Below are 22848 nucleotides of genomic sequence, written 5' to 3'. Positions count from 1 at the left end.
TCCCCAACCCCAGACGTGGCTACGCCACAGCCACCGTCTGCGGGCAGCCCAGTTCAGTAAACCAATTGAGGATTGCGGCTCGAATGTGCAGTTCGTTGACCTGCCGCTCGAACGTGCGTGACATCACTCGTTCACCCAGCCGTTTGATGCAGTTCATCTTGGTCTCTACCAGACTGCGCCGGTGGTAACCACTCCAGTTTTTCCATAGCTTGCGACCGAAGCGCCTACATGCGGAGATAGCCGCATTGCGGTGCGCAAAGGCATCGCCCTTGCGCATCCTGGCATTCTTTCTCGGGGGAATGATGGGCGTGGCATTGCGCTGCATGACCGCCGCATGGACGGGCTGCGTGTCATAAGCACCATCGCCTGTCACTGTCAGCAGCGGCTCCTCGGCAGGAACTTGATTCAGCAACTGCGGCAACACTGCGGCGTCAGTGACATTGTTCGAAGTAACGCAGATGGCTCGTACCTGTAGCGTTTGCGCATCAATGCCGATGTGCAGCTTGCGCCATTGGCGGCGGCGCTCTGGCCCGTGCTTTTTGCACTTCCACTCGCCTTCGCCCAGGAACTTGATGCCAGTGGAGTCGAGCAGTAGGTGCAGGCCGGCTGCGCTAGAGCGGTACGCCACCTGGACATCCAGACTGCGTTGGCGACGACACAACGAGCTGAAGTCGGGAACTGGCCACAGCAGTCCAGACAACGCCAGTAGTGACTGAACAAAGCCTGTGGTCTGCCGCAAGGCCAATCCGAAGAGGTTCTTGATGGTCAGGCAGAACTAGATCGCTGCATCCGAGAACTGCGGGCTGCGCCCGCGTTTGCCGCTGGCAGCGGCAAACCAAGACATGCCCCTGTTCAGCCAGATGGTCAGTGAGCCCCGCGCTTTGAGCGCTGCGTTGTATTGCTTCCAGTTGGTGGTGCGATAGCGAGGTTTGGACTGCGGGGACTGACTCATTGCACGAGGCTACCTGACCCTAGCCTGCGATTTATGCAACAACGCCGAGCCGCACCTATCTCTCCAAGGTATGAGTTATATCTGCGGCGTTTGGGCTTGGCCACGATCAAGCCCTCCTGCTTCATCAGCCAACGAACCACCTTCTCCGAGATGCCCCTGCACTCCTTGAGCAGGGATGCCTGCACTCTGCGATATCCATAGCAGCGGTAGTTGTTGTCGAAGATAAGCGATGGACCGTGTCCGGGGATTCAGGGGCTATCTCACGGGGATGTCTACCTGCCTAGGGCAGTCCACAAAAGCAGCGGCAGCGGAAGAACTGCGAGCGAGTGCTCAACACCAGCTCGCAGTTCGTTCACCTGGAATTCTTAGCCTGGCTTCGGCGGAGATCGCGAATAGGGAAAATCATTTATAGCAAATAATTTGCCAGAAATGATTTTATTTTTTATACTAGTTACAAATTGATTATTTTTATCAAAAACTCATACCTTGCTCTGCACTTCAGCATCTCTTTCCTTCTTGATCGAGAAGACATCATGAACTTCCAAAATATGAAAATCTGGGCACGCCTTGCACTAGGCTTTGGTATCGTGGCCCTATTGATCGTCATCAAAAGCTCCGTGGCACTGTGGGAAACCAGCAATCTGCAAAAGGACTTCCGCTCTGTCGCCTATGACCAGTACCCCAAGATCAGCGAGCTACACACCATCAAGGACCTACTGAGCCGCAACGAAATTGCTCTAAACAGCATGCTGCATCACCAAGACGACAACACCAGCATCGCTAAAGAGACTGCTACGATCCAGCAAACACGTCAGCAAATCAGCGGTCTGCTGAAGCAGTTGGAGACACAGGTCACAACGGATGGCGGCAAGGCAGCTCTGGAAGCCTTCAAGGATCCACGCAACAAATACATCGCTGCGCAAGACCGCTACATGGATGCCATCAAGGTTGGTCGCACGCAAGATGCCCGAAGCCTTCTGCTCCAGGACATCCCTCCTGCCCGCACCAGATACCATCAGGCACTCGATAGAGTGATCACATACCAGAACCAACTGATGGACGCCTCTATCAGACGCGCTGCTGGTGCCGTGCGCAGCATCCAGATAGCCATCCTGACGGGTACTAGCATCGCATTGGTCATCGCCGTACTCATGGCGCTGCGGATCATCCGCTCGATCACGAACCCAATCGCCCAAGCGGTGCAGGTGGCCAATGCCGTAGCAGCGGGAAAGCTGAACAACACAATACACGTGAAAGGATCGGATGAAACCGCACAGCTGCTTCAAGCGCTCCAAATCATGCAGCAAGGCCTGGTGCAGGTGGTCAGTAAGGTGCGCGAGGGCTCGGAAAGCGTGGCCACCGCCAGCGAGCAAATTGCACACGGGAACCAGGACCTTTCCTCGCGCTCCGAAAGCCAGGCGAGTGCGCTACAGCAGACCGCAGCCTCCATGGAGGAACTCAACTCTACGGTGCGACAGAATTCAGACAGCGCGCAGCAGGCCAACCAGTTTGCACAGAATGCCTCGGCCGTTGCCGCACAGGGAGGCGAAGTAGTTGCCGATGTAGTGCGCATCATGAAGGAGATACATGACAGCTCCACCCAGATCGCCAACATCATTGGTGTTATCGACTCGATTGCCTTTCAAACCAACATCTTGGCTCTCAATGCCGCAGTGGAAGCGGCGCGTGCAGGAGAGCAGGGCCGGGGCTTTGCAGTCGTTGCCACGGAGGTGCGCAGCCTTGCAGGCCGCGCCGCCCAAGCAGCGCGAGAGATCAAGGACTTGATCGGCGTCAGTGTCGATCGCGTGGAAAGCGGCGCGGCACTCGTGGACCAAGCCGGCAAGACCATGACGGAAGTGGTCAATGCCATCCAGCGCGTCACAAACATCATGGGCGAAATCAGCGCTGCCAGCTCCGAGCAGAGCCTGGGGGTGGCTCAGGTGGGCGAAGCCGTAACCCAAATGGACCATGTAACCCAGCAGAACGCCGCCCTAGTGGAGGAAATAGCGGCCGCCGCTTCGAGCCTGAGCGTTCAAGCGCAAGAGCTCGTCGATACGGTGGAAGTGTTCCAGCTGGGCGCTACCTCTGGCACCCTAAACCCTATGAGTGCAAATAGCGCCCGGGGCATCATGCACGCCAGCGCTGCCCAGCCCGCACCGCAGGCGGCTGCGGCACGTGCGGCCATCGCGCCCTCCCGGCGGCCGGCGCCTGCAGTCAACGCAGTGGTTGCGCGTGCCGTCCAACCCCGGGCCCAGCAATCAACACGCCCAGCACCCGTTCACAAGGGCGCGTCAGACTCTGACTGGGAATCCTTTTAAGAAGCCTTAAGCAAAGTGCCGGGTCAACCCGGCAGTCGCTCCACGATGCATGCCCGAACCTGCTGACGCAGCCTCTGCCAGGATGCCCGCATAGGCTCTATCATCCCCTGCTCTGCATGGTCTTCGGTACTGCGCGCCAACTGCGCGGCATGCTCCCAGCCCAACATAGAGAGCGCCGACTTGAGGTTGTGGGCCACGCGCCGCAAGACCCGGGCATCGCTCGCTCGCACGGCTAGGTCACCTGCGTCCAAATCCTTGGGAAACTGCGCCAGACAGGCGCTGCGGTAGGCCTCGTACAGGCCTTGGTTGCCGCCAAAGAACTCCGCCACAGGATCGGTGCCATGCTCTGCCGGCAAGGCCCATGCGACCAGTTCATCACTGTCCTGGTGAGCAAGAACCTCGCGCACGCAGGCCTGCAACTGGCCTAGCGGCACTGGCTTGTGCAGCACCCGCCAAACCTGCAAGGCCTGCAACTGCTTCTGCACGGCGGTATCGATGCCACCGCTGAACACCACGGTGCGGCAAGCGGCGAGCGCTTCTCGCCGCTGTAGCCATTCCAGTAAATCCAGTCCGGAGCCATCAGGCAAGTACAGATCGAGCAAGACAAGCGCCACCGATGAGCCAGCAAGCACCTGCAAGGCCTCAGACAAGCGGGAGCAGACAAGCAGTTCCACAGCCACATCCTCTAGCGCCAACTCCATGAAACGACGCACACCTGCATCGTCTTCCAGTAGCAGAACACGTGGGCGGGGCATGTCGGACATGCTTACTCCTTTCGCTTTAAAGCTACAGCCAGGAGGGCTGGCAGTTCCTGCACCAAGCGTGGCTTATGCACTACCGGCAGACCGGTCAACGCGAAGGCATAGGCGCTGCGCTGGGTCTCGTCCAGTGACGTCAGAACGAGCACGCGAGTACGCTGAAACTGCGGGTGCGAGCGCATTCTGGCAATTAGGGTAGCACCGTCGATGCCGGGCAGCAGTATGTCGACGATGAGCACATCGGGCTGCAACTCACCCGCCATCGCCAGACCGACGATACCGTCTTCAGCCACACACAGTTCGACCTCAGGAAAATCGTGCGCCATCAGCATTCGCACCAGGTTTTGAAAATGCGCGGAATCTTCGATCAACAAGACTCTTAAACGGGCGTGCATAGATGCAGAGGACACTGGCGCTGCCTCCTGCTCCTGCTGCTGACTCCAATCCTGGTGCCGCGCAAGCCAGCTCTCGACCGAAGCGCGTGCGATGCGCCTGTGGCCACCCGGCGTTTTCCAAGCGTCCAGCTCGCCACGATCCACCATGAGCTGCACAGACCGCACGGCCAAGCCCAGCACCCGCGCTACATCCCGAGTGCTGCAGTTGTCAGGCAGGGAGTTCAACAAACTATTTTCCATTGTGAAATTTTATCATTATCAAAAAAGATAAAAATGATACAATTGGTAAATCAAATCATCACTACCCATGCGATATGAGCACACGCATACTGATCGTCGAAGATCACGCGGATATCCGCAAGCTGATCCATATGACGCTGGAGTTCGAAAACTATGAAATTCATGAGGCTTCGAACGCGCAAGATGGACTGGAGGCGGTGCAGCGCCTGCGCCCTCAGTTATTGCTTCTGGATGTGATGATGCCCGGCGCCATGAACGGACTCGATCTGTGCCGCCGCGTCAAGAGCGACCCCGCGCTGGGCGCGCCCCAGGTGGTTTTGCTGACGGCACGCGGGCAAAGCCAAGACATCGAGGCAGGCATGCATGCCGGTGCCGATGCCTACCTACTCAAGCCCTTTAGCCCGCTCAAACTGATTGAGACCATCGACCACCTGATTTTTCCCGACATCGGCTAGCCATGAACCAGGCAATCATTGAAACCACGCAGTTCGATCCGGCAGCGGCAGTTCAGATGGAGAAGATCATCTCCGACCTGGGCCGGATGTACCAAGAGCGTAACGAAGCTCTTCAGGAAGTCGCTCGAGCCCACCATGAAGCCTTGTTCCTTCTTACCCTGGCCGCTGAATACAAGGATGATGACACGGGCGTGCACATCGTTCGCATAGGCTTTTTGGCCGAGGCTCTTGCGCTGCTGCTCGGCCAGAGCAAAGCCTATGCCGAGCTGTTGCGTAAGGCGGCGCCCATGCACGATGTCGGCAAGATCGGTATACCCGACAGCGTACTGAAAAAGCCGGGCGCATTCAAGCCCGAAGAGCGGGAGATCATGAACCGCCACCCGAGTATCGGCGCAGACATTCTGGGTAAGTCACGCATCGCACTGTTTCAGCTGGCCGCAGAAGTGGCGCTCACACACCATGAACGCTGGGACGGGACAGGTTATCCCAGGCAACTCGCCGGCACGGACATCCCCTTGTCAGGTCGCATTGTCGCGGTAGTGGACTGTTACGACGCGCTGACCATGGATCGGGTCTATCGCCCAGCCCTCTCGCACGAAGAAGCTCTGGACATAATCATCGCGCAACGCGCCACAGCTTACGATACAGATGTAGTGGATTGCTTCACACGCAACCATGAAGCGCTGCGCGCGCTACGTGAACGCATCACCGAGCGCCGCATGACTTTTGCCGACCTAGTCGAGTCCGAGCACCCCATCCTATGATGTACTCCAGCACTCGACAGACCGCCCGAACTTGGGCCGCATGGCTGTTGCTATGCCTCGCCAGCGCATGTTGCAACCTGGGGGCCCAAGCAGGCACAGTGCTCGAGCGCGTTCAAGCCAGTGGCAAACTCAAGGTCTGCATCTGGCCCGCCTACCAAGGCATTAGTTGGCGCGACCCGCGCTCCGGCCAACTGAGCGGCCTGGATATCGACCTTGCTAGAGGTCTGGCGGCCGATTTGCGCCTGACATTGCAATTCGTCGACTCTTCCTTTCCGTCTCTGGTCCAGGATCTGCTGAACGACCGCTGTGATGTGGCTATGTTCGGCATCGCCATGCTGCGCCAGCGCATGGAAAAACTGCAGTTTTCCACCCCCTATCTGCAAAGCGACATCTATGCCATCAGCACACGTACCAGCCGAGTCGTGCGGCAATGGAGTGACATAGACCAACCGGGCGTATTGGTGGGTGTTCAGGCAGGAACCTTCATGGAGCCCGTCATGCAGCAACGGCTGCGCTACGCCCGCTTGGTGAGCATTGAGCTACCGCGAACCCGCGAGCGGGAGCTCCATGCTGGCCGCGTGGATGTTTTCATGACTGACTATCCCTACGGCCGCACACTGATCGACAGCACCGATTGGGCCTTGCTGTTGACACCGCCCGAACCCTTTTACCCAATGCCCTATGCCCATGCGAGCAAACCCGGGGATCTCCAGTGGCAAGCTGTTCTGAACACCTTTGTGGCACGCATCCAGCAGGACGGTCGGCTGGACACAGCGGCAAGACGCCACGGCCTGCTAGACATAGTGGTGCGCAAATGAGTGCCGGCATGCTGCGTACCTGGTTACAGACTTTGCGCCCGAAGTGCCTCCCACTGGGCCTAGCCAGCCGGCGGGTGCTTGCCAGCGGCCTAACACTGACCCTGGTCGTGCTCGCAAGCGCCATGGCACTGATGTGGCGAGAACTAGGATATGCGCAGCAGCGCAAGCTCCAACAACTCGAAATGCTCGCCAGTGTGATGGAGTTCCATGCCAGTCAGGTGTTCGATAGTGGCCTGCTGGCGCTGGACAATCTGGCGGCGAGCCTGACACAGGATCCTCTGTCACTGGAAGCAATGGAAGCCAAGCAAACTTACTATTTGCAGAGCCTACCATTTCTGCGCAGTCTGGCACTGGTCAGCATGCAGGGCCAGGTGCTAGTCTCCTCCACGCCCAATGACCGAGGCGGTGCTGTTGATCTAAATCGTCTGGCACCCAGCGGCGTCACTGGAAAGCAGGTAATGATTGGCCCGTGGATACAAGGGCGCGCGCTGGTGGCAGAGGCTTCTGCTGGGAGAACTCCCACCCACCTGGGTTTCATCCCCCTGATACGCCGGGTACAGCTCGACACTGAACGCAGCGTCTTGCTAGTGGCGCAGCTCAACCCCGACGCGCTGGCAACCTACCAACAGCAACTGCTGGAAGTGAGCGGCCCCGGTACCCGTGTGATGTTGACCCTGAGCGACGGCAGCCTGCTCTCCCAGGTAGGCCTGCATACCCCCCCGCAGACAGCAGCCTGCGCTCGCGCGCCCTGTTCCTCTCCATTCCGTCAGAGCACAGGGGCAGCTATGGCCCCCTGCAAAACGTTGATGGATACGTGCTGGGCGCATGGCACGCCTCCGCCAACCTGCCTCTAGTAACGATTGTCGAACAACCTTACGCAACCACACAGCAAGAATGGTTGGCGGCATTGCGAGGACCACTGATCTTCATGTCTCTGGCGCTGGTACTGATTGGACTGATGACGTTCAGCGCCTGGCGCAACGCCCTCGCACGCGAAGTAGCCCAGCACGAGCGCAATGAAATCATTCAGGACACTGCACGGCGAGAGCAAGAACAGCTAGCCCTTACCAGCCAGCTACTCGAATCCAACCCTCTGCCGATCTGTATGACTGATATGCACGGGCGTTTTCTGACAGTCAACGATGCATGGGAGCAGTTCATGGGTCTGCCGCGCGAGCGCGTTCTAGGCCTACGCAACAGCGAATTCCTGCCAGCCCAGGAGGCCAAGGCCTATGACTCCCACAACGAAGCTTTGCTGCTCTCTGGCGGCCAAGTGCGCTATGAGGAACGCCTGTGTCGCCCCGATGGCAGCGTGTGCGATGTCCAAGTGACCAAAGTGCGTCTGGAATCTCGTCAGGGCCAACCCCTTGGCCTGCTGATCGTCAAGATGGACATAACTGCTTTTTTGGCAGCCCGTGATCTAGCAGAGCAAGCTTCGCGCGCCAAGAGCGAGTTCGTGGCAAATATCAGTCACGAGCTGCGCACGCCGTTGCAGTCTATTTTGGGCTTTTCCGAGCTAGGCATGCTGCGCGCACGCCAGCATGACAAGCTGATCGACATGTTCGGCGATATCCATGCCGCAGGTGAACGCATGCTCGCGCTGGTCAATGACCTACTGGACCTGAGCAAGATGGACACACTCATTGGAGCCTTTCAATTCGAACGCCACGACGTGCGCCCTATTGTTCTGGAAGTGGCCAGCGAGCTCGGCCCTCAGCTTGAGCAAAAGCGCCTGGTGCTGGAGCTGCAGTTGGGCAGCGATCCGCTGATTGCCAAGGTGGATCGTACGCGCTTTGCACAAGTGGTGCGCAATGTGCTGATCAATGCAGTGAAATTTTCCTCCGAAGGCCGATCCATCAACATCACCGCCGCACTGGAGGATACGTCCAGAATCCATCTGACAGTGCGTGACCAAGGTCCGGGCATCCCGCTCGCGGAGCTGGAAGCAGTATTCCAGGCCTTCGTCCAATCGAGCCAGACTAGTGACGGCTCGGGGGGCATCGGCCTTGGCTTGGCAATCTGTCAGAAGATTATGGTCTCCCACGGCGGAAGCATATATGCCGCCAACGCGCCCGAGGGCGGCGCAATTTTCCACATCATCCTGCCCATCGCAGAATTCACCCACTTCGAGCCTGCCACTACCGTCTCATGAAGCTGATTTCTCACATTCGACACTGGCGCACTAATCAGACGCTAATGTACGTCGTCGGTGTCTGCCTCTTCAGTGCTACCGTACTGCTCGGAGGTTGGATCACTGTTGCCACCATGCTGCACTCGCAATGGCAGGAAACACTGGAATCCGAAATGCGCCAGAACACCAATACGGCGCTGGCGCTGAAGGAGCACACACTGCGCATCCTAGATACGGTCGATCAGGCGATGCTGCGACTTCAGGAACATGTGAGCGAGGGGGCTTTTAACAGCGAAGAAATCGTGCGTATCGCCAATGAAACCGGCATGACTCCACACATTTTGACGCAGCTTTCATTCGTGGACGCGGCCGGCAATTTCCAGAGCTGCAACCTAGATCCAGACGGCTCACTCAGCCGCCATATCAACCTACTAGACCGGGAGCATATCCGCGTACACCTACTAGACACATTCCCTAAATCCTCAAGCAAGCTACAAGATGGCCTGTTCATCAGCCACCCTGTGCAGGGAAAGGTATCGGGAGTCTGGACGATCCAGCTGTCGCGTAAGATCACTGCCAGCGATGGAGGCACCCTGGGAGTCGTCGTGGCTTCCCTAAATCAGCGTCACTTTGCAGACGTCTACCAAGGCGTGCGTCTGGGTGAACAGGGTGGCGTGGTGCTAGCAGGGCTGGATGGCGCGATCCGCGCGCGTGTGATTGGCGGTCTCAGCACCGAAACGCAGCAGCAGCTTCCTGAGACGCTGATGCATAAGTTATACCAAGGGGTCTCAGGCGCTACCCTGACCTCATCATCAGACGGCATACCACGCATCGTAGGCTACAGCCGTGTCGGCGACTATCCATTGTTCGTGCTCAGTGGCACCTTCCAGGATGAAGCATTCACCGCATGGCGCGCCGCCCGCAACACGGTCATACTGCTGATGGTATTGCTGAGCTTGGTCGTAATGGGCTTTGGCGCCATGGCCGTGACCCGGATCAGGCACATGGCCAGCAGCCACGCTGCCTTGGCCAACAGCGCTGCCGAAGCCCTTCGGGCCAATGAGGCCAAGAGCGAATACCTGGCAGCCATGTCGCATGAGTTGCGCACTCCGCTAACTAGCATCCGGGGATTTGCCGAATTGATGGAGCTACGCAGCAGTGACCCGAGGGTGCGGGAGCAGTCAGGCCTGATCCGCCAAGGCGCCGAGCATCTGAATGCATTGCTCACAGAAGTCCTGGACTTTGCCAAGATCGAGGCCGGCGCCATGCCCACGCATCTTGAATCGGTAGAGTTACTCACGCTGGCACGTGAGCTGACGGATCTGTTTCGCGTAAGCGCCATGGCGAAGGAGCTGACGCTACAACTGCTCACCCCTCCATCGATAACCACCATCATATTAATCACGGACCCGCTCAAGCTCAAACAGATTCTGAGCAACCTGCTGTCCAACGCTATCAAGTTCACGCCACAAGGTAGCGTGAGTCTAGAGATAGTGCACAACCCAAACGCCCATCAGGTGCAATTGCACGTTACCGACACAGGCCCGGGAATTCCCGAGGAGCTGCACCAGCGAATCTTCGAAAGATTTCACCAAGGGCATTCGCGCATCAACCACCAATATGGAGGCACCGGCCTAGGACTATCGTTGTCGCGCTCTCTCGCTGGCCTCCTTGGAGGCACCCTAGTTGTATCTCCTTCCCCACACGGAGGCGCGCGATTCACCCTGTCCCTTCCCTGTCCACAGTTGTTCGCATCACCGGCGCGCAAGGAGCGCCTCGACATGATGGAAAACTCCTAGAGCTCAGAGGTAGGAGGTGCGATAGAGCAAGGCTTTGTAAAAGTAGAGCCAGTTGGAAGCCGCTGAAGTCAGTGCCAGTTTGTTCGTGCGGCACGACAGCACTAAGCAGACGACTGGCAAATACATAGATGTGAATTGGGATTCACAGGTAGGCACAGAACGTATCTTGCTCAGCGCAACTCTATTTCAGGAGACCGACCAGCTAGCACTGTATGAAGCCATACACCCTTAAATAGGATCGCTTTTAAAGATGCTGGCCACATTTGAGATGAGCAGCCCTTCACGCCGACGTGACTTTGTGACACATCAAGTCTGCAAGCTGTCAGGCGATGAAACAAAACCTATTTGCAGAACTACCCCAATTCGGCCCTCAATTAGCGCGGAATCATTACTGAGTATTCGGCGACAGCACTTATGTCAGTTAGATGGCATTAAAAAGTCCAAGGCTGTGTAGGTTCACGACCTCAAGCTCCCGTTTGTACGCGAGAGCCGCAAAGTGGATGAAGCATAACGGGTGAGGAACAGCAATAGATCTGAGCATTAGCCGTTGAGCGGCAGTAGACCGCATAAAACTTGATGCGCATTAAATCGCATGCATCCACAGGTCAGAGTCTCGAAAGTTGCATCCAATAACATTGTTCTTCTTCAAAGAAAATGAGAAAAACCCTTGACAGAAACCTCCCAAACTTTCCAACGCCGTAAAGATTTTCTCTGCCTCACCGTTCAGGATGAGCATGCCATGCGCAGTCTGCACGACGCCCTTGGCACCCAGGCACACGGCTTCGTGGAAGGCTTCTACCGTCACCTGCTTTCCTTTCCTGAGATGCGTGCACTGCTGCCGGACGACGAGGCACTGCACAGGCTCAAGACGCTACAAATGCGTTACTTTCTCAGGCTCACAAAAGGCACCTATGACGAGGCCTATGGAGATGAGCGCCAACATGTGGGTTTGGCTCATGCGCGTATTGGACTGTCGCCCGGCTGGTATCTGGGCGCCTACAGTCACTACCTCACCGAACTCCTGCCGCGAATCACCAGGCTGCCCGGACTGACGCCAGAGCAGCGCAATGATGCAATCCAGGCATTGATCAAAGTGGTCTTGCTGGATATCGGGCTGGCTATCGATAGCTACATCACACATCGCGATACGCTGATCACCGAACTTCGAGACTACGGCGCAGCTTTCGCGCACCTGCCCCACGGCACGCTTGTGGTCACGGATGAGCTGAATGTGGTGTTTGCCAACCAGGCCTTCGCACAACTCGCAGGCCAAACACCAATGGCGCTAGCGAAAGGAGACCCGCTACCGGCCTTTATGGATGTAGGCAGCTTACCTGCACTGGTGAAGCAAGCGCTACAGCATCAACATGCCAAGGGAAGGTCGCAACTGCATTTCCACGCTCAAGCATTGGCGATCCCGGTTTCCATCACCGTCCACTCTCTGCAACAGCCCGACGGCCACGCGCAGCCACGGCTGCTGATCACCGTCGAAGATCTGCGCAAGCAGGAGCAACTCAATCGTGACTTGCTCAATGCCCAGGAGGTGGCCAACATCGGTACCTGGCTCTCATACTTTGACGGCAAGCCTTCCCTCACGCCTCAAGCGGCACGTATCCTTGGTTGGCCAGTAGGCCAGCCTTTCGAATTTGCCGATTTACTTGGCTGCGTGCATGCAGAAGACCGCGCATACGCAGATGCACAATGGAAAGAAGGGCTTGCCACCGGCCGTTACGCGTTCGAAATGCGCATCCAGGATGGAACCAGCGTCCGCTGGGTGGATGCGCTGGGCACGATCGAGCGTGACGCGACCGGCAAGCCGGTCCGGGGCTACGGCACGCTACTCGACATCACGGAACGCAAACGGACCGAACAGCGCATGAAGAAGCTGGCATTCTTTGATGCGCTCACAGGGTTACCTAATCGCTTTCACGGCATAGATTTGGCTCAACGCCTGCTCGACATCGCAGGCCAACGAGGTCAGCAGGCCACGGTGCTGTTCGTTGATCTCGACCGCTTCAAGGAGATCAATGACTCTCAGGGCCATTTAGTGGGAGACGACTTGCTTGCTGAAGTGGCAAGGCGGTGCGAACGCACGCTCGGAGGAGACGGTGTGGTGGCTCGCCTGGGTGGCGATGAATTTATGTTCGTGCGCACACTAGCCGAAGGCAACGATGCTATGGCTTTGGCCCATGAATTCTGCTCAACATTGGCAAGCCCCTTGAGGGTGGACGATCTTTGCTTTGAAGTAAGGGCAAGCGTCGGAGTAGCCCTTTACCCCATGCACGGTCACAGCGTAGACGAGTTGCTCCAGCGTGCCGATATCGCAATGTACCAAGTCAAGACGCAAGGCGGCGGCAATTGCCAACTCTACGATGCACAAATGGGCCACCGGCTCCAGCGGCGCATCGCACTTGGAGCAAAGCTGGAGGAGGCTCTCGCGCAATCACGCTTGGAATTGCACTTCCAGCCCAAGATAGCCATAGACTCGTATGCGTTATACGGCGTGGAAGCGCTCGCACGTTGGCACGACGAAGAATGGGGCTGGGTGAGCCCTGCCGAGTTTATCCCCGTCGCTGAGGAGCGCGGCCTCATCATCGCGCTCGGCGACTGGAGTTTGGACGCAGCAGCTCGTCAGTGGCGTGCCTGGAGTTCTGCCGGCATAGCGCAGCCCCCTGTGATTGCTGTCAACGTATCGGCTGCGCAGATGATGAGTGACGCCTTCTCCGAGCGTGCCTTGGCGATCATGCGCACGCACGACGTGAGCCCACGATTTATCGAATTGGAGATTACTGAATCGGCTCTGATGCATGACCCAGCCAAGGCTAAGCGTGTTGCCTCCCAGCTAGTGGAACAGGGCTTCACGCTATCCATCGACGATTTCGGAACTGGCTACTCCTCCCTGGCGCGACTACAGAGCTTTCCCGTTTCTCGGCTCAAGATCGACATGTCTTTCGTGCGCGGCATGCTCAGCGAGCCTGGCAGTCTCGCCATCGTGACAGCGGTAATCGGCCTAGCCCATGCGCTGAAGCTACGGACGGTGGCCGAAGGTGTGGAAACACAAAGCCAACTCGAAAAACTGCGCGACCTGCACTGCGATGAAGTGCAGGGCTATCTTTTCTCGAAGGCTGTTCCAGCAGCCGAGTTGGCGCGCGACTGGCTGCCCCTTTAGTCCTTCCAAAAAACCATAAAAAAGAATGCCTTATGCGGATCAATTTGCCCGCCACAACCAATGAGTTCACGTTTCCAGAGAGAAGCACTCTGGTCTCAGTCACGGATACCAAAGGTCGTATCACTTACTGCAACCCCGCATTCGTTCACGTGAGCGGTTTCGCACACGAGGAGCTACTGGGCCAGCCCCACAACCTGATCCGCCACCCTGACATGCCTGCTGAGGCCTTCCGCGATTTGTGGCAGACCATATCGACAGGCCTTCCTTGGACGGGCCTCGTGAAAAACCGCCGCAAGAACGGAGATTTTTACTGGGTACAGGCTAACATCACGCCATTGCGTGACGGCGAGCAGATCACGGGTTTCCTGTCGGTGCGCACGCTTCCTGTGCGCGAACATGTGCTTGTCGCAGAAAGGCTCTATGCCACCATGCGTGCCGAGGCGGAAGCTGGATGTGCCGTCCATACGCTACACCATGGTGTCGTACTGCGCCAGAATCTGAGTGGCCGCTTGAAGCGGCTACTGGCTCCTTCTACGTTTGTGCGCCTGCTGCTGGTACTGATGCTAGCTGTAATGCTTCCGCTACTGCTCACGTGGCTGAATGTCCCCTGGCTAGTCACGGGCAGTGCGGCCTTGTTGGCAGTGGCTGTGTCGTCTTTTCTGACTCACTCGCTGGCTATCGCGCCGCTGCAAGAACTTGTGCACGATGCCAATCAGCTGGCATCTGGAGACCTGTCGCACGCAGTGCGTACAGGTGCCAGCGGCAGTGTCGGAAATCTTCAGCGCGCACTGTTTCAACTGAGTGTGAACTTGCGCACTGTGGTGAGCGACGTGCGCCAGGAGGTAGGGCACCTGGAGATTGCCGTGCAGGAAATCGCCAGCGGCAACCACAACCTGTCGTCCCGCACCGAAACTCAAGCCAGCAGCCTGGAGCAGACTGCCGCATCCATGGAGCAGATTAATGGCACAGTGCATAACAGCGCCCTAGCCGCCAGCCGTGGCGCCTGTTTTGCAGAAGAAGCTTCGAGCATCACACAACGCAGCAACGATGCCGTGCAGGCCGTGGGCCAGACCATGCTGGGCATCGCTGAATCGTCACGACACATTGAAGACATCGTGCACCTCATCGAGGGCGTGGCCTTCCAGACGAATATTCTTGCGCTGAACGCAGCCGTAGAAGCTGCGCGTGCGGGAGGGGCTGGGCGGGGCTTTGCTGTGGTGGCGTCGGAGGTGCGCACGCTATCTGCACGCACCGCTCAGGCAGCGCGCGATATTAAGCAGCTCATCGGCGACTCGGCCGAGCGCGTGGCATCGGGCGCCACCGCTACAGGCGAAGCGCGCGAGCGCATGGCCGAAGCATTGTCAGCGGTGCAACGCGTAAGTGCTGTGCTGGGTGAAATTAGTACCGCAGCCATAGAGCAGCAAACCGGTATCTCACAGGTCAACGCTGCTGTGGCGCACATGGACTCGATCACCCAACAAAACGCTGCGATGGTGGAGGAACTGGCCGCAGCCGCGCAATCGCTGCGAGGTCAAGTAAACAGTGTGAGCAACTCAATGCGCCTATTCCGTCTCGAGCGCGGCGAAGCGCCTTTGTCGCAAGCCAATGCCGTAGAACTGCAGCGAATAAATCGGCTTCGTTAAATGAAAGAATAGCTAGGGTTTGTCTATCTGCCTTGATGTTCAGTCCCACAGGGCGTTGTTGCATAAATCGCAGCTAGGTGTCAGGTCATGGCTCTTGGGAGGGGGCATGGCCTTTAGTGAGTTTGAAGTACGAAGAATCATCAAAGTTGTTGCAGGTTTTGTCGAAAAGCGTAGACCACCTGCATATGTGCGTGATCAGTTAGATCTGATGTTTTCGATTGAAGGGCAGTCTGTTTTACTGCGGCAGAAAAGGAGGCTCATGGATGGGGAGGTGATTGAGCGCCCATTTGCCAAAGCTACCTGGGTCAAGACGCAGCAAGTTTGGAAGCTGTACTGGCAGCGTGCAGATCTTAAGTGGCACAGCTATGAGCCTGCAGCTGCTGTATCCACCATTGAGGCATTCTGTGATGTGGTGGACAAAGATCTCTACAGGTGCTTTTGGGGATAGGTGCACCCATGTGAAGCAGATATCGCATGACTGTCTGCTTCTGTGCTGCAGCTTGTAATCTTTTGTTGCAGGTATGCTTGGCGTATGGCGATTCCAGACTATCAAACCTGCATGCTTCCGTTCTTGTCGTACTTGGCTGATGGGTGCGAGCATTCGTTGCGAGAAACAGAAGAGGCACTGGCTAAGCAGTTTGGCCTCACACCCTCAGAGAGGGCTGAGCTACTACCAAGTGGTCAGCAAGGCGTATTCAAGAATCGGATTGGATGGGCAAGAACCTACCTGAAGAAGGCTGGACTGATTGAGGCTCCCAAGCGAGCCGTCTTCAAGATTACGGCTCGTGGCCAAGAGGTCTTGGCCTCCAAGCCAGTGCGTATCGATTCGAAGTATTTGGAGCAGTGGCCAGAATTCATAGAGTTTCGTGACTTCTCCAAAGATAGTGCCGGGCCATCCAAGGTTGCAGAGCCAACGCAATCATCCAGTACCCCTGAAGAAGCGATTGAGGAGGCATACCAAGGGTTGAGGGAGCAGCTTGCGCAGGAGCTGCTTGCCAAGATCCTGTCTTGTTCGCCTAGTTTTTTTGAGCAGCTTGTTGTGGAGTTACTGGTCAAGATGGGCTACGGTGGCTCACGCAAAGATGCGGGTGAGCGAATTGGTCAGACTGGCGATGGTGGTATCGACGGGATCATCAAAGAGGATCGTCTTGGGCTGGATACGATCTTCATTCAGGCTAAACGCTGGCAGGGCTCAGTAGGTAGGCCCGAGATCCAAAAGTTTGTCGGGGCACTTCAAGGTCAGAGAGCTAAAAAGGGGGTGTTCATCACGACCTCTTACTACACGGTGGATGCGATTGACTATGCATCGCGCATCGACACCAAGGTGGTTCTGATTGATGGCAAACAGTTGGCTGCACTGATGATGGACTTTGATGTTGGCGTTGCCGCATCAGCAGCCTACGTGGTCAAAAGAATTGACTCGGACTATTTTGAAGATGTGTGATGTCCTTTCGTTGATGAGATGGACTTCTTGCAAAGCATTTCAACAGGGGTTGAGACCAGGAAAAGCGATGAGACGCTTTTCATTGAGTGGCTGCTTTGCAGCGATTGCGGCTGCTCATTTCATTACGTTGAGCTACCGGTCATTGCCACATTGCGCCCATCCAGAGCAGTTAGGCATGTCCACAGGCCAATTAATCCCCTACCTCATGTATCCCTGCGTTGAAACATAGGTTGACGAGCAGCTAACCATTGCTTTGCTTCGTGCTCCATGACCTTTCGCTCCGTCGAGTAGGGTATCCGCTGATGAAGACAAGCATAACCTTCATCAACCCACATCGGTCGCCGCGACATTTCTGCCATGGGCACCATCATCAGGTAGTCGCTGAGCGCATCAAAATATTCATTCGGAAGATCCCATTCCGCAGCAGGTACTGCCATGAACAGAGATTTTCGAAAGGCACGGAGATGCGCCCAGACATTGCCTCCGCCTTTCAATCTGGGGGACGTATAGTCAGGTGTGTAGCGACGCAAAGGCTTTTCTGGTCTGAACATAGGTGCATGAATCATGTCCGCGCCATCTGTCCAACGCGCCCTCAGTGACTCAACAACGTTTGGACTCATGAGCGCATCATCTTGATCAAGCACAACAACCAACGTATCTGACCTTAAACAGATTTCTTCCACTGCCAAACGGAAGTTTTCGAGGTAGCCCTGTCTTTGAGAATGACGAACCAGCGTGGTGCGATTCTTCAGCGAACCTAGTGCAAACGGCATTTGTTGGCTGAACCAACTCTCACTTGCATCGTCGACGACGATAACCCCAAACTCTTGGTCGGTTTGTGCTTGTAGTGATGTGATACATCGTTGAAAAAGTGATAGTGGTGTTTTTCTCCCAAGGAGCAGGAACACGATATCCTCGCCACGTTTTGGATAATGCCAATCCAAAGATATGTCCAAATCCCACTGCTCCGCTTGACGTAGAGGATATTTCCCCTGCCCAACCATGTCGCGCACCAATATTAGCCTCGGGTCATGCTTATCGAAGTTCATCGGATGAATGTAAAAACTTCGGCTATCTCCCCCGCGCAGGCTTCGCATCCCACTTTGTCTCTGCTCTAGCTCTAGAGCTCGATGCCACATTAGCGTCAACTTTCCATCAATAACTGGGTTTACGAACGGTCTACGAGATCGAATTCGTCTGAGGTCAAGTAGTCCCAACCGGATCTCAGGAGCGAAGCCTTCCTCGCGCGCCGTGTAGGGGTGGCTTCCGTTCAGGGCCTTTGGAATGTTGAAGCCAACGCACCAAACGTCATCAGGTCTCATCGCATTGAGCATGTCGCTCACGTAGTCATGCTCGGCATCCTGGCGACCTACAAGAACATCACAGTCCACCTGAAGCACATAGCGAGTGACCACCTGATCAAAGGCCCATACCTGAGATGTCACTGGTGCCCCCATGAGAGTGTGCGTCGAGAGACATGTGCCGGAATCGAACCACCGAGCATTGACCTGCGATACGCTATGCGGGTCCTTCGGCGCAATCCAAACTTCGTCGATCCAAGACTCAGCTTGCAGGCGATATGCAATTTTGAGCACGGCAGGGAGATTGCCTTTACCGAACTCACGCAGGTACGGCCCTTCGAATGGGTCTACTGTCAGAATCCGTCGCTCAAATCGTGTCTGTCCTGCCAGTGTTCCAACGATGTGCATCACCTGATCTCTCAAGCTGTCTGCATCCTGCGGACAGCACTTAATCAAAAGGCTGACATCGTCGTGCGTGTGGACTGGGGATGAAGCGACTGCTGGCGATGCTACCAAAGGGTGCAACTCGTTGATAAGGTTGCCGTAGAACCTTTCGAAGCCTGGCAAATCAGCCAGCACTTCTTCTTCACGACGTGTCGTTAGTCGGCGTGCTAACTCAAAGTCAGACCACTCAAGAATCAGTACAGCGTAAGCCCTTGCCGCGCAGTCCATGAATCGCGAAACGCTAAGCGGCACAATATCTGCGCCGATATCAATGTACATCAACAGCCCTTCGGTGCTGAGACGCAGGTTGTCACGTCTGATGTTGCTTACAACAACTTGGGACCGCCACAGGGCTAGCAAGAACTCTCGCAACACACTCGTCGTCACAGATCCGCTGATGACTTCTGTTGGCTGTCCTTTATAGCGTGTGACGCAGGCTCCGTCTTTGCTTGGAAGAATTTCAAACTTAACGATGTGCTTGGGACAGGCAGCGGCTAGTCGCTGTACTGCTTCCAGTTGCTCTAGTTGGATTGTCCATGGGTAGAATCTTTTATGAATGTGGCCATCCTTATTCCAAACGATGCCTTCCATACCGTGACCAAGCACATCATCAAAGTTTTGAAGCGTCTCGTACCAAATTGCAAAGGCTTGCGCAAGCCGCGTTCGAGTTTGGTGCCACTCTGTCGAATCGCGGTTCTGTTGCGAAGTCGAACCGTCTAAACGATATGTACAGTAGACCGGATAAGGAACAATTGCCGCTTCCGATAAGCGAAATAGCAGCAAGGATGAGACCAACCAGTGATCCTCTGCGCTGCGTATTATTGGATAGCGGACTCCTTGTCTTGCTCGAAGAACCAGATTGCAGGATGGCAGCTCGAATTGGGAGCGTTGGTGACAGAACGCCTCAATGAACTCCAGCAGTTGCTTTGGATCGCTCAGTGCGACTGGGTCGGCAATATTGCTCTGAGGCAAGTGCTTGTCGTTGAGTAGGAGATGATTACTTCCGAGAACAAAGCTTGCTCCAGTGCGTTCCCCCTCGTCGGTCATCACTTGTAATACATTGGGGGATGCGAAGGTGTCGTCAGCATCCAATCGCGCAACCCACTTCGCCGAAGGGAGGTGCAGGTCAACAAGATCTAGCAGTGCATTACGTGCATGCGCTGCGGAACCACATATGCCGTGTGCAATGACAACACGTGGATCAGCCAAAAGGACATGCGCCGTTTCGCGCCAATTGTCAGAAGACTGATCATCGAGGATCAAGACAGCAAGTTTTCCAAGTTCAATGTTTTGCCCTAAGGCACTGGCGAGCGCTGAAGATAGATAGGCTGCTTGATTCCGAAGTGCCATCACCACGACGATCTGAGCTTGCTGGGTCTGTGGGTTCGGGGCTTGTGAGAAATGCAAACTGCGCGCTGAAAGCGACACAGCCATTTTTAGAGGGGCTCGTTCTTGAAAGTTCATCAGCGACGCATGAGAAAAAATGGGCGGTACGTGCCGAAAGTAGTCACGCCTCTGGATTGATGCCAAACAATTCGATCGCCCGGTTAACAGCACACCGAAGTTGCGAGTCCGTCATTCTGTGTTTGTACATTTGATGAAATTGACGCAGACCCAAGCGCTTATCCTCACTCCCATAAGTAGAGATTGCGTCGGGCTGTTTGCCGAGATGCCAAGTTGCGGTCATCTGTTTCGTGAATGCGAAACGCACATTAGCCTGATCAAGAACCCGTATCGCTAGATCTCGATCGTTGGCGCTACGTAGGCCGGACGTGAATCCACCTACACGCTGGAGTAGTTCCAGCTTAGCGAACGTGTTTGACCCTTGCCAGCCAGGATTGCCGACGAGGAAATCATCCACACGAACAGCATTCAGGGGTTGGCGCGGTAGTTCTATTCCTTCGCGAATAACGCGCAGCCCGGAAATCACCACATCAGCATTTAGTTCCTGCTGTCGGGCAGCGGATTGACATGCTTCCAAGTGAATACTGTCCCATTCGTCATCGTCGTCGAGTAACGCGACGTAGTCTGCAAGTTTTAGATGGGATATTGCACTCAGTCCAGAGTTCCAGGCTGCGGCAAGTCCTGCTCCTTGCACATCAGGCAGGTGGTGCAATGGAATATCGTTTAAGGCCGCTCTGCAGTGCAGTACTTCATCATCTGTCAAGGGCCTAGCATCGGGCACCAGCACAACGACATCAGGAGGCTGGCTTTGTCTGAGAATGCTCGGTAGTGAGGTACTGAGCAGGCATTTAACGCGGGGACGAGTCGCAATTAGTGCGGCAACCTTCATTCTTTTGTCGCCAAGTTCTTATTCTTTAACTCTGACCAGTTCAGGTAGATTTTCTGCCAACTTTGCGAGGTGAGTTGCTCATCAAGAGGAGGTCGCAGGTTGTACGGAACGAAGTAGCCATCACGAAACCGTCCACATAGACGGCATGCACGATTCATCAAATCTCGCATATTGTCGTCTTTAGCAGGTAAGCGTTCCCGACCGTTACCTTGACGCGTGACACGATCAATCCCTCCAGCCACTGCGCATGGGTAATAGCCAGTTGGAGTCAGCCCCATGCCACACTCTTGCGGAATACTGCAACCATGGCGATAGTCAACCCATCGGTGCCACCATGTATCTTGCGGCGCAAGATTGAAGGGTCCGAAATGCGGTTGAATATTGCCTTGCTTGGACGAATTCTCCACCCAGATATTTTTAGGAAGCGCTTGCAGCTTTCGGCGGACTTTTTCCCCATAGCCGTTGGAAACCACCTCGATTTTCATATCTGGGTAGAGTGACCGTAATGGGTCTAGGATGCCAAACACCTCCTCAAATTGAGGGTGCAGTGTGGGCTCTCCACCCAAAAGACGGATCCTTTTCCATTTGCGCCCCTGTTCAATGCTGTCGACAACGAACTGCCGCAGTTGCTCCAACTCAAGATGCAAGGACTCTGGGGCCTGTGCGCTAGAGCGGTTGCAGTTATTGCAGCGGAGATTGCACAGATAGGTCAGGTCAATTTCGATCTGATCTTGTGCCGGCGCAAAGTGATATCCCAGCGGGTGATGCATGAACTTCAGTACACGCAAGGATCTCCATGCCTGACGCAGATGAATCAGTACACGTGCAAGTCGAGGAAATCGGATATAGCGACGCGGCTCTCGTCGAAAAGATGAGCGTGATGATGACACGTACAAGACAGTAAACAGTTGAAGAAAAATGCGGTCATCTAAAGGAACGCGCGCGAGCTACTCTAAACCGGTAAGCGGACGAAAAGTAGCGGATGCTGTTGATCGCGGACGTAGCCGCAATGTTAGCTTCCCGCACATTATTGTTAAATCGACCAGCTTTTCCTATATTGCTTTCAAGCCTTGAGCAGACATCTGAAGAAGTCTCAACTCAATGACTGCTCTGAGCATAAGCAGTCATTGGTATTTTTAAGTTGAACGACTGCAACCAGCCTAATGCAGCCATCTGGAAATACCACACTGCATTCGATAACGCGTGACCGCCTAGTTTCTATCGCGGCAGTGTGGTCGTTTTATCCTTTGGCATAGGCTTCGGCAGAGATGTCGCCAAGTTGCTCTTCATTGGGTTCTTTCCCCTGCTTCTTTGCTAGCTTTTGAAGAAACTTGATCTTGCTCTGCTCATCTTTAGGGTCTACGAGCCATCGGTCGACAGACTGGCCTTGATCGTATGTAGCCAAGCAGCCTTCTTCTTTTAAAAAGCTCGGGGGACCAGCTCTCCAAACCACTGTCTCGTCTGGGTTTTGGATGCTCTTGATGTAGCCTTTGACTTCCCGCTTCTTGCTGCTCATCTTGGGCTGCGAGGGCTCTGCAGCCTTTGCCGAAGTGTTGACACCAAGTGCTTTGGCTGCTTTCAGAATTTCGCTGTCGGAGTACAGATCAGTAATCGCCGGCACCCTCAAGCCGGCTTGGGTTAGCTCTGCAAACGAGATATCTTGTTCTTTGATGTCTTTGATCAATTGCGTAATGCAATGCTCTCGTTTGGCTCGTGCGGCGATCTTTTTTTGGCGCAACTCCTGGAACTCAGCTTCTTGAGCTGCATCAGTCTTACCGTCGATGTAGAGCCCTGTCAGCTCCTGGTATCGTTGCTCATCAACTTGGCTGAAAACGGGGCCGATTGGATGTGATGCTGTCTGTTCCATAGGTGTCTTTCCGTGGACTCGTGGCCAGGGTGTTAGCCCTTGTGTATCTGTAAGTGT

At 55.6% G+C, this 22848-nt stretch carries 17 protein-coding genes and 2 pseudogenes; 11 read left to right on the top strand and 8 right to left on the bottom strand.

The genetic code is table 11. The annotated features are described in order from the left end of the window. Positions 1-19 precede the first annotated feature (19 nt). Positions 20-952, bottom strand: a pseudogene (locus CLU84_RS13345) (IS5 family transposase). Between the two features lie 26 nt (positions 953-978). Further along, positions 979-1176, bottom strand: a pseudogene (locus CLU84_RS13340) (IS3 family transposase); the annotation flags it as partial. Between the two features lie 309 nt (positions 1177-1485). On the opposite strand from CLU84_RS13340, the gene CLU84_RS13335 reads away from it, so the two are divergent. Further along, positions 1486-3270, top strand: coding sequence for a methyl-accepting chemotaxis protein (locus CLU84_RS13335; protein ID WP_233210050.1), 1785 nt, complete (start codon positions 1486-1488; stop codon positions 3268-3270). A 23-nt stretch (positions 3271-3293) separates the two neighbouring features. Here the strand turns inward: CLU84_RS13335 and CLU84_RS13330 are convergent, their stop codons facing one another. Both CLU84_RS13330 and CLU84_RS13325 read right to left on the bottom strand, forming a co-directional pair. Next, the gene (locus CLU84_RS13330; protein ID WP_099737579.1) at positions 3294-4034 is read right to left on the bottom strand and encodes a response regulator; all 741 of its coding nucleotides are present in this window, start codon (positions 4032-4034) and stop codon (positions 3294-3296) included. Between the two features lie 2 nt (positions 4035-4036). Continuing rightward, positions 4037-4663, bottom strand: a complete 627-nt coding sequence (locus CLU84_RS13325) for a response regulator (RefSeq protein WP_099737578.1) — start codon at positions 4661-4663, stop codon at positions 4037-4039. A gap of 74 nt (positions 4664-4737) precedes the next feature. Here CLU84_RS13325 and CLU84_RS13320 point away from each other — a divergent pair, with 74 nt between their 5' ends. The 10 genes from CLU84_RS13320 (at position 4738) to CLU84_RS13280 (ending at position 16886) form a co-directional block, all read left to right on the top strand. After that, positions 4738-5118, top strand: coding sequence for a response regulator transcription factor (locus CLU84_RS13320; RefSeq protein ID WP_099737577.1), 381 nt, complete (start codon positions 4738-4740; stop codon positions 5116-5118). A gap of 2 nt (positions 5119-5120) precedes the next feature. After that, entirely contained in the window at positions 5121-5882 is a 762-nt protein-coding gene (locus tag CLU84_RS13315) for an HD-GYP domain-containing protein (protein ID WP_099737576.1), read from the top strand. Positions 5883-5980: 98 nt separating this feature from the next. Further along, positions 5981-6700: an ABC transporter substrate-binding protein gene (locus CLU84_RS13310; protein ID WP_233210049.1), complete on the top strand. Its 720-nt coding sequence runs from the start codon at positions 5981-5983 to the stop codon at positions 6698-6700. An 8-nt stretch (positions 6701-6708) separates the two neighbouring features. After that, a complete protein-coding gene (locus CLU84_RS22485; protein ID WP_233210048.1) occupies positions 6709-7554 on the top strand; it encodes a hypothetical protein in 846 nt (281 codons plus the stop codon). A gap of 74 nt (positions 7555-7628) precedes the next feature. Continuing rightward, positions 7629-8852: a HAMP domain-containing sensor histidine kinase gene (locus tag CLU84_RS22480; RefSeq protein WP_233210047.1), complete on the top strand. Its 1224-nt coding sequence runs from the start codon at positions 7629-7631 to the stop codon at positions 8850-8852. Beyond that, on the top strand, positions 8849-10630 hold the full coding sequence (locus tag CLU84_RS13300) for an ATP-binding protein (protein ID WP_099737574.1): 1782 nt from the start codon (positions 8849-8851) through the stop codon (positions 10628-10630). The genes CLU84_RS22480 and CLU84_RS13300 overlap by 4 nt, the downstream gene beginning before the upstream one ends. A gap of 667 nt (positions 10631-11297) precedes the next feature. Beyond that, on the top strand, positions 11298-13799 hold the full coding sequence (locus tag CLU84_RS13295) for an EAL domain-containing protein (protein WP_099737573.1): 2502 nt from the start codon (positions 11298-11300) through the stop codon (positions 13797-13799). A 32-nt stretch (positions 13800-13831) separates the two neighbouring features. Continuing rightward, positions 13832-15442, top strand: a complete 1611-nt coding sequence (locus CLU84_RS13290) for a PAS domain-containing methyl-accepting chemotaxis protein (protein WP_099737572.1) — start codon at positions 13832-13834, stop codon at positions 15440-15442. 106 nt (positions 15443-15548) lie between these two features. Beyond that, positions 15549-15890, top strand: a complete 342-nt coding sequence (locus CLU84_RS13285) for a DUF3024 domain-containing protein (RefSeq protein ID WP_099738018.1) — start codon at positions 15549-15551, stop codon at positions 15888-15890. 84 nt (positions 15891-15974) lie between these two features. Further along, positions 15975-16886 carry a restriction endonuclease gene (locus tag CLU84_RS13280; protein ID WP_099737571.1) on the top strand — a complete coding sequence of 304 codons (912 nt, stop codon included), beginning with the start codon at positions 15975-15977 and terminating at the stop codon, positions 16884-16886. Positions 16887-17089: 203 nt separating this feature from the next. On the opposite strand, the gene CLU84_RS13275 is transcribed toward CLU84_RS13280, so the two are convergent. The 4 genes from CLU84_RS13275 to CLU84_RS13260 form a co-directional block, all read right to left on the bottom strand. Next, complete coding sequence (locus CLU84_RS13275; RefSeq protein WP_099737570.1) at positions 17090-20095, bottom strand: glycosyltransferase family 2 protein; 3006 nt, start codon at positions 20093-20095, stop codon at positions 17090-17092. Positions 20096-20138: 43 nt separating this feature from the next. Beyond that, the gene (locus CLU84_RS13270) at positions 20139-20924 is read right to left on the bottom strand and encodes a glycosyltransferase (RefSeq protein WP_099737569.1); all 786 of its coding nucleotides are present in this window, start codon (positions 20922-20924) and stop codon (positions 20139-20141) included. Then, positions 20921-21712 carry a radical SAM protein gene (locus CLU84_RS13265; protein WP_199173733.1) on the bottom strand — a complete coding sequence of 264 codons (792 nt, stop codon included), beginning with the start codon at positions 21710-21712 and terminating at the stop codon, positions 20921-20923. Before CLU84_RS13265 ends, CLU84_RS13270 begins: the two co-directional genes overlap by 4 nt. A 452-nt stretch (positions 21713-22164) precedes the next feature. Beyond that, the gene (locus CLU84_RS13260; RefSeq protein WP_099737567.1) at positions 22165-22791 is read right to left on the bottom strand and encodes a hypothetical protein; all 627 of its coding nucleotides are present in this window, start codon (positions 22789-22791) and stop codon (positions 22165-22167) included. Positions 22792-22848: the final 57 nt, after the last annotated feature.

The sequence above is a fragment of the Comamonas sp. 26 genome, from assembly GCF_002754475.1.
In the GTDB taxonomy this organism is placed as follows: Bacteria; Pseudomonadota; Gammaproteobacteria; order Burkholderiales; family Burkholderiaceae_C; genus Comamonas.
Note: the sequence above shows the minus strand (reverse complement) of the source record. Positions and strands in the feature narration are given on the sequence as shown.

Bases quoted from the DNA above. Each gene is read 5' to 3' on its own strand.
- CLU84_RS13335 (WP_233210050.1), top strand. From the start codon at position 1,486: ATGAACTTCCAAAATATGAAAATCTGGGCACGCCTTGCACTAGGCTTT.
- CLU84_RS13330 (WP_099737579.1), bottom strand. From the start codon at position 4,034: ATGTCCGACATGCCCCGCCCACGTGTTCTGCTACTGGAAGACGATGCA.
- CLU84_RS13325 (WP_099737578.1), bottom strand. From the start codon at position 4,663: ATGGAAAATAGTTTGTTGAACTCCCTGCCTGACAACTGCAGCACTCGG.
- CLU84_RS13320 (WP_099737577.1), top strand. From the start codon at position 4,738: ATGAGCACACGCATACTGATCGTCGAAGATCACGCGGATATCCGCAAG.
- CLU84_RS13315 (WP_099737576.1), top strand. From the start codon at position 5,121: ATGAACCAGGCAATCATTGAAACCACGCAGTTCGATCCGGCAGCGGCA.
- CLU84_RS22485 (WP_233210048.1), top strand. From the start codon at position 6,709: ATGCTGCGTACCTGGTTACAGACTTTGCGCCCGAAGTGCCTCCCACTG.
- CLU84_RS22480 (WP_233210047.1), top strand. From the start codon at position 7,629: ATGTCTCTGGCGCTGGTACTGATTGGACTGATGACGTTCAGCGCCTGG.
- CLU84_RS13300 (WP_099737574.1), top strand. From the start codon at position 8,849: ATGAAGCTGATTTCTCACATTCGACACTGGCGCACTAATCAGACGCTA.
- CLU84_RS13290 (WP_099737572.1), top strand. From the start codon at position 13,832: ATGCGGATCAATTTGCCCGCCACAACCAATGAGTTCACGTTTCCAGAG.
- CLU84_RS13285 (WP_099738018.1), top strand. From the start codon at position 15,549: ATGGCCTTTAGTGAGTTTGAAGTACGAAGAATCATCAAAGTTGTTGCA.
- CLU84_RS13280 (WP_099737571.1), top strand. From the start codon at position 15,975: ATGGCGATTCCAGACTATCAAACCTGCATGCTTCCGTTCTTGTCGTAC.
- CLU84_RS13275 (WP_099737570.1), bottom strand. From the start codon at position 20,095: ATGAACTTTCAAGAACGAGCCCCTCTAAAAATGGCTGTGTCGCTTTCA.
- CLU84_RS13270 (WP_099737569.1), bottom strand. From the start codon at position 20,924: ATGAAGGTTGCCGCACTAATTGCGACTCGTCCCCGCGTTAAATGCCTG.
- CLU84_RS13260 (WP_099737567.1), bottom strand. From the start codon at position 22,791: ATGGAACAGACAGCATCACATCCAATCGGCCCCGTTTTCAGCCAAGTT.